The organism is Mycobacterium sp. (assembly GCF_049280035.1).
In the GTDB taxonomy this organism is placed as follows: Bacteria; Actinomycetota; Actinomycetes; order Mycobacteriales; family Mycobacteriaceae; genus Mycobacterium.
In genome coordinates this window covers 1-5,819 of record NZ_JBAPPI010000687.1, presented here as the reverse complement: position 1 = coordinate 5,819, position 5,819 = coordinate 1, and the positions used below count along the sequence as shown (strand labels likewise).

The following is a 5,819-nucleotide window of genomic DNA, read 5'->3' as shown; positions in this document are numbered from 1 at the left end:
CTGTCCAAGGGCGTGCGGACCAAGCTGCGCAACGCCGCTGACTACATCGAAGCCGCCGGCCCGGTGGTGCGGGTGGCCACCGATGCGCCGGTCACGCTCTCGACGCCGACCGATGCGGTGCCGCTGGTGGCGGCCGACCCGACGCGGACCGCGAAGCTGGCGACTCGGCTCGGGGTCGGGTCATCGATTGCGCGGCTGCAGAAAGCGCTCGACGCGCTACCGTCGTCGTGACCCGTTACTTAGGCCGGCCGACCTCGTAGGTGCCCTTGTTGTCCTGGAAGGTCACCGTCACCTGACGCTTGGTGCCGTCGATGCTGACGTCGCAGTCGAAGCTGCTGCCTTTTTTGACCGTCGGGTTCTGGCCGTTGTTGCACTTGACGTCTTTGACGTTCTTCGCCCCGTAGCCGTTGGTGTTGTCGGTGAGGATCTGCTGCACACCGGCCTGGGCCTTGCTGACGTCCAGCTTGGTGGTCACAAAGAACCCGGGCTCCCAGAAGCCCAGCACCAATACGACCCCGACCAGGATTGCGGCGAAGACGCCGACCACCGTGCCGATCACCGCCCGCGACCGCTTCGGGCCGGCTGGAGGCTGGCCGTAGGGCCCCGGGTATTGGCCGTACTGCCCGGGTTGGCCGTACTGCCCAGGTTGGCCGTACGGGCCCGGCTGCGAGTATTGGCCGGGCTGGCCGTACTGCCCAGGTGGCGCGTACTGGCTGGTCTGGGCGCCGTACTGGTCCTGCTGGGGGTAGCCCGTGGGCTGCGGGAATGGCTGGGACGGCGGATAGTACTGCGTGGGCGGCTGCTGGTACTGCCCGTATTCGGTGGGCGTGTACGCGGGTGCATGCCAAGTCGGTTGTTCACCGATGGGCGCCTGCCAAGTCTGCTCGCCGGATGGCTGCTGCCAGGGTGACGCGTGCTGGGTCGGTTCCTCGCTGGATTGCTGACCTTCACCCTGCGGGGGCTGCCACGGTTTCGTCGGGTCGGGCCCCTGCGGTCCGCTCATCGTGTGTCTGTCCTCTCAGTCCTGGTTGCAGTCCTCGTATCGGTCGCCGAGAATGCAACCGTAGCTCCGGCTCAGCCTACCCGGCGTCAACTGCTACGACGCCGCGCCGAATGGCGTCGATCGCGCGCTTCGCAGTTGCCCGCAGCTCGGGTTGGGGAGCGGCGTTGCGAACCTGGTCCAGCAAATCGAGCACCTGCCGACACCAGCGCACGAAATCCCCGGGCGACAGCGATGAACCGGTGCCCTCGGAGTCAGCGGCGGCCAATGCGGCGACGAGGTCCGCAGTGCTGGCCCAGCGGTAGATGGCTGCGACGAAGCCGTCGTCGGGCTCACGGCTCAGCGTGATGCGGTGCCGCTGTTCGTCGGCGCGTAACTCTGCCGACAATCGCCGCGTTCGGTGCAGCGCCTGCCGTAACTGCGCAGTCGGCACCTCCGCGATTCGCGGCGGCCCCGGGCCGTCCGCGCCCCGCGACTCGTACAACACCGCTGAAAGCACGGCGGCCAACTCGGCGTCCCGCAGACCGGTCCACGCGCCGGTGCGCAGGCATTCGGCCACCAAAAGGTCGCTCTCACTGTAGATCCGGGCCAGCAGCCGCCCGTCGTCGGTCACCGCGGGGTCACCTTCGGTGGCCCGGATAAATCCGCGTTCGGTGAGCAACCCGACGATCCGGTCGAAGGTGCGGGCCAACGAATTGGTGGCGGCGGCCACCTTCTTTTCCAAAGCAGCGTTGTCGCGCTCGATGCGTAAATAGCGCTCAGCCAACCGAACTTGGGCCTCCCGATCGGGTTCGCGGTGGACCGGGTGACGACGCATCTGCTCACGTAGCGACACCAGCTCGGGGTCCAGATCGTGGCTCTCGGTGCGCTTGCCGCGGCGGTCACCGGGAACCGACAATCCCGCAGCGGCCGAACGTAGCGCCGATGCCAGATCGCGGCGGACCCGCGGTTGTCGGTGTTCGACCCGCTTGGGCAACGTCATCGACCCCACCGGCGCCGATCCGCCGGAATAGTCAGCCGACGAAATCCGCCCGGCCCAACGGTTTTCGGTCAAAACCAACGGCCGCGGGTCGTCGCTGTCGCGGGCGGGTTCCAGCACAACCGCCAGACCGCCCCGTCGGCCGTGTGTGATCGTGATGATGTCGCCGCGGCGCAGCGCCGCGAGCGCATCGTTGACCGCCTGCCGGCGCTGCAGTCGCGATGCGCGGGCCTGAGCGCGCTCGTGCTGGCTGATCTCCTCCCGCAGCCGGGCATAGTCGAGGATCGGCGCATCGCTTCCACCGAACTCGGCTGCGACCTCGTCGAGCATCTGCTGTCCGCGCTCCACGCCGCGGACCAGGCTTACCACCGATCGGTCGGCCTGATATTGAGCGAACGACTGCTCCAGCAACCGGTGTGCCTGCTCGGGGCCCACCCGGTTCACCAAGTTGATCGTCATGTTGTACGACGGGGCGAACGAACTGCGCAGCGGGAAGGTGCGGGTAGAGGCCAAACCCGCGACTTCGGCCGGTTCACTGGTGTCTTCACCGGGATGCCAGAGCACCACGGCATGACCTTCGACGTCGATGCCCCGCCTGCCGGCCCGCCCGGTGAGCTGGGTGTACTCCCCCGGTGTCAGCGGGAGGTGTTCCTCGCCGTTGAACTTCACCAGCCGTTCCAGCACCACGGTGCGCGCCGGCATGTTGATGCCAAGCGCCAGCGTTTCGGTGGCGAAGACGGCCTTGATCAGCCCGGCGGTGAACAGCTCCTCGACGGTGTGCCGGAACACCGGCAACAGTCCGGCGTGGTGGGCAGCGATCCCGCGCAGCAGCCCTTCGCGCCAGTCGTAGTAGCCGAGCACGGCCAAATCGGAATCCTGCAGATCGCCGCAGCGGTGGTCGATCACCTCAGCGATCTGCGCCCGGTCCTCCTCGGTGGTCAGCCGCAACGACGACCGCAGGCACTGCCCGACCGCGGCGTCGCAACCGACCCGAGAGAACACAAAGGTGATCGCCGGCAGCAGGCCCTCGGAGTCGAGCATGGCAATCACGTCGGGCCGAGACGGTGGTCGGTAAAAACTCGGCCGGCCAGGCCGTCCTCCCCTTCCCGCCTGCCGGCGCGGGCCACGCCAGTCCGAGAGCCGATCGGCCTCGCGACGATTGGCGATGTGGCGCAACAGATTTGGATCGACGATCGGCTGCCGCTGGTTGCCCGCGCCGTCGGCGTCATAGTCGAACAGGTCGAAGATGCGTTTGCCCACCAGCATGTGCTGCCACAGCGGGACCGGTCGGTGGTCGTCGACGACCACCGTCGTGTCGCCGCGCACGGTCTGGATCCAGCCGCCGAATTCCTCGGCGTTGCTCACCGTCGCCGACAGACTGACCAGGCGCACCTCATCGGGCAGATGCAGGATGACCTCTTCCCACACCGCACCACGCATCCGGTCGGCGAGGAAATGCACTTCATCCATCACCACATAGGAAAGTCCTTGCAGCACCGGCGAATCAGCGTAAAGCATGTTGCGCAACACTTCGGTGGTCATCACCACGACCGGGGCGTTGGCGTTGACCGACAAATCGCCGGTGAGCAATCCGATCTGGTCTTTGCCGTAGCGGGCCACGAAATCGCTGTGCTTCTGGTTGCTCAGCGCCTTCAGCGGCGTGGTGTAAAAACATTTGCCGCCGGCCGCGAGTGCCAGATGCACCGCGAACTCGCCGACGACGGTCTTACCGGCTCCGGTCGGCGCGCACACCAGAACCCCGTGGCCGCTTTCCAGTGCCGAACAGGCCTGCTGCTGAAAGCCGTCGAGTCCGAACGCCAATTCCGCAGCGAACCGGGCCAATTCGCCGGCGGCGGGGGCGGTGTCATCTGCGCCGCTCCTCCCCATCGCTTCGCTCTGCATCGTCGCGGCGCGGTCAGGTGACGTCGTCATGAGGTCCGGCGATGCCCGACGGTGCACCAACCGCCGATGGCGGGTCGATCACCGAGGCGTCGTCGTCGGCGATAGCGCTCAGCGCTTCGCGTTTGGCTTTCCGTTTGTCGTGCACCCGGGCGATCTGGATGGCCAATTCCAGCAGCAGCGTCAGCGCCAGACCCAGAGCCGTCATCGAGAACGGGTCGGAACCCGGCGTGAAAACCGCTGCGAACACGAACATCACGAAGATCAAGCCGCGTCGCCAGGACCGCAGTCGAACGTAGCTCAGCACGCCGACGAAGTTGAGCATCACGATCAGCAGCGGGAACTCGAAGCTGATACCGAAGACCAACAGCAGGTTGATCAGAAAGCCGAAATACCGGTCGCCGGACAACGCAGTCACCTGCACGTCGCTGCCGACGGTGAGCAGGAAATGCAATGCCTTGGACAGCACCAGATAAGCGAGCACCGCGCCGGTGACGAACAACGTGGCCGCCGGGACGACGAACGCCACCGCGAAGCGGCGCTCCTTCTTGTACAACCCCGGCGTGATGAATGCCCAGAGTTGGTAGAACCACATCGGGCAAGCCAGCACGACTCCAGCAGTCAGCCCGACCTTCAGCCGCAGCATGAACTGGTCGAACGGTGCGGTGGCCAGCAACCGGCACTGGCCGTCGGCGCTGATACTCGCCCGCGCCGACGGCGGCAGCGAGCAGTATGGGTGTCGAAGCCATTCGCCCAGGCTTTCCATCCCGAACAGCGAGTGCGAATACCAGATGAACCCCACCGCCGTGGTGACCGCGATCATCGCCAGCGAGATCAGCAGCCGAGCGCGCAGTTCGGTGAGATGGTCGACGAGCGACATGGTCCCGTCGGGGTTGGTGCGGCTGCGACGGAGTCGCGGATCTAGCCGCCTGAATAGACCGGTGCTGCGCACGGTGAGTAGGCGCTCGGGCGCCGTGGCTGCGATGCCAGGCTAGGCCGAGCGTCCGTCAGTCGCCGGCGGGTCGACCCGCTCGGACTGAACCGGCTGGGCTGCCGCGGGCGGCGCGACGGATGTGTCCGGCTTGCTGTCGTTCTGCAGTTCGCGGACCTCAGACTTGAAGATCCGCAACGACTTGCCCAGCGAGCGCGCCGCGCCGGGGAGCCTATTGGCACCGAATAGAACGACCAACAGGACCGCAATGATCGCCAGGTGTCCCGGGGTAAGAGCGTTCACCTTTAATTACCTCCAGACGTCCCCACGATGCTACCGCAGCGGCCGTGCGACTAGCCGGAGCGCGCCGCGGCCTGGTAGGACTCGAGTGCGGCCGCGGCGGCGTCGCGCACCCGATTGGCCAGCGACTCCGGCGCCAGAACACCGACGGCCGACCCCAGACCCAGCACTTGCCGGGCCATCCACTCTTCGGAGGCATACGTCATTGCCGCCTCGCAGTAACCATCGGGGAGCTCGCGCAGCAGACGCATCGGGTAGTACTCGAACATCCACGACGCCGCCGGCGCGAGCCGCAGCGTCGCCGACGGCAGCGATGGATCGGCGTCGAACAGCGAGGTGTCCGGCAGCGCCTGGACCGCGGGTTGCGGCGCCGCCGACGGCTCGTCAAGCACGCTGGCGTCGACGATCCGGTCGAACCGGAACAGCCGCACTCCTTCGGCCTCCCGCGACCATGCCTCCAGATAGCTGTGGTCGCCGACCAACACGATCCGGATCGGGTCGACGATCCGGGTGGACAGCGTGTCGTGCGAGGCGGCGTAGTAGTCGATGGTCAGCGCCCGATTGTCAAGGACAGCGGCACGCACCGCCGCGGCGGCCTGACTCTCGACTGGTGCCGGCTCGTCGACCGCAGCGACGTCAGCTCCGTGTCCGGCGGCCCCGGCCGCCGCCTCGATTTTGGCGATCGCGCTGCGTGCTGCGCGCGGATCGAC

The 5,819-nt window shown here is 67.0% G+C and carries 5 protein-coding genes and 1 pseudogene; 1 reads left to right on the top strand and 5 read right to left on the bottom strand.

Annotated elements, in window-relative coordinates; all coding sequences use genetic code 11:
- Positions 1 to 231 (top strand): annotated as a pseudogene (locus WAN71_RS22010) (flap endonuclease); the annotation flags it as partial.
- Positions 232 to 235: 4 nt separating this feature from the next.
- Here WAN71_RS22010 and WAN71_RS22005 read toward each other — a convergent pair.
- The 5 genes from WAN71_RS22005 to WAN71_RS21985 form a co-directional block, all read right to left on the bottom strand.
- Positions 236 to 1,003 (bottom strand): DUF4333 domain-containing protein, encoded by a 768-nt coding sequence (locus WAN71_RS22005; RefSeq protein ID WP_422227358.1) that lies wholly within the window; start codon positions 1,001 to 1,003, stop codon positions 236 to 238.
- Between the two features lie 76 nt (positions 1,004 to 1,079).
- The gene (locus WAN71_RS22000) at positions 1,080 to 3,866 is read right to left on the bottom strand and encodes a DEAD/DEAH box helicase (RefSeq protein WP_422227359.1); all 2,787 of its coding nucleotides are present in this window, start codon (positions 3,864 to 3,866) and stop codon (positions 1,080 to 1,082) included.
- 28 nt (positions 3,867 to 3,894) lie between these two features.
- On the bottom strand, positions 3,895 to 4,830 hold the full coding sequence (tatC, locus tag WAN71_RS21995) for a twin-arginine translocase subunit TatC (RefSeq protein ID WP_422227357.1): 936 nt from the start codon (positions 4,828 to 4,830) through the stop codon (positions 3,895 to 3,897).
- 39 nt (positions 4,831 to 4,869) lie between these two features.
- Positions 4,870 to 5,112, bottom strand: coding sequence for a Sec-independent protein translocase subunit TatA (gene tatA, locus WAN71_RS21990; RefSeq protein ID WP_422227356.1), 243 nt, complete (start codon positions 5,110 to 5,112; stop codon positions 4,870 to 4,872).
- A gap of 50 nt (positions 5,113 to 5,162) precedes the next feature.
- On the bottom strand, positions 5,163 to 5,819 hold a 657-nt coding region (locus WAN71_RS21985; RefSeq protein ID WP_422227355.1), incomplete at its 5' end, for a WYL domain-containing protein.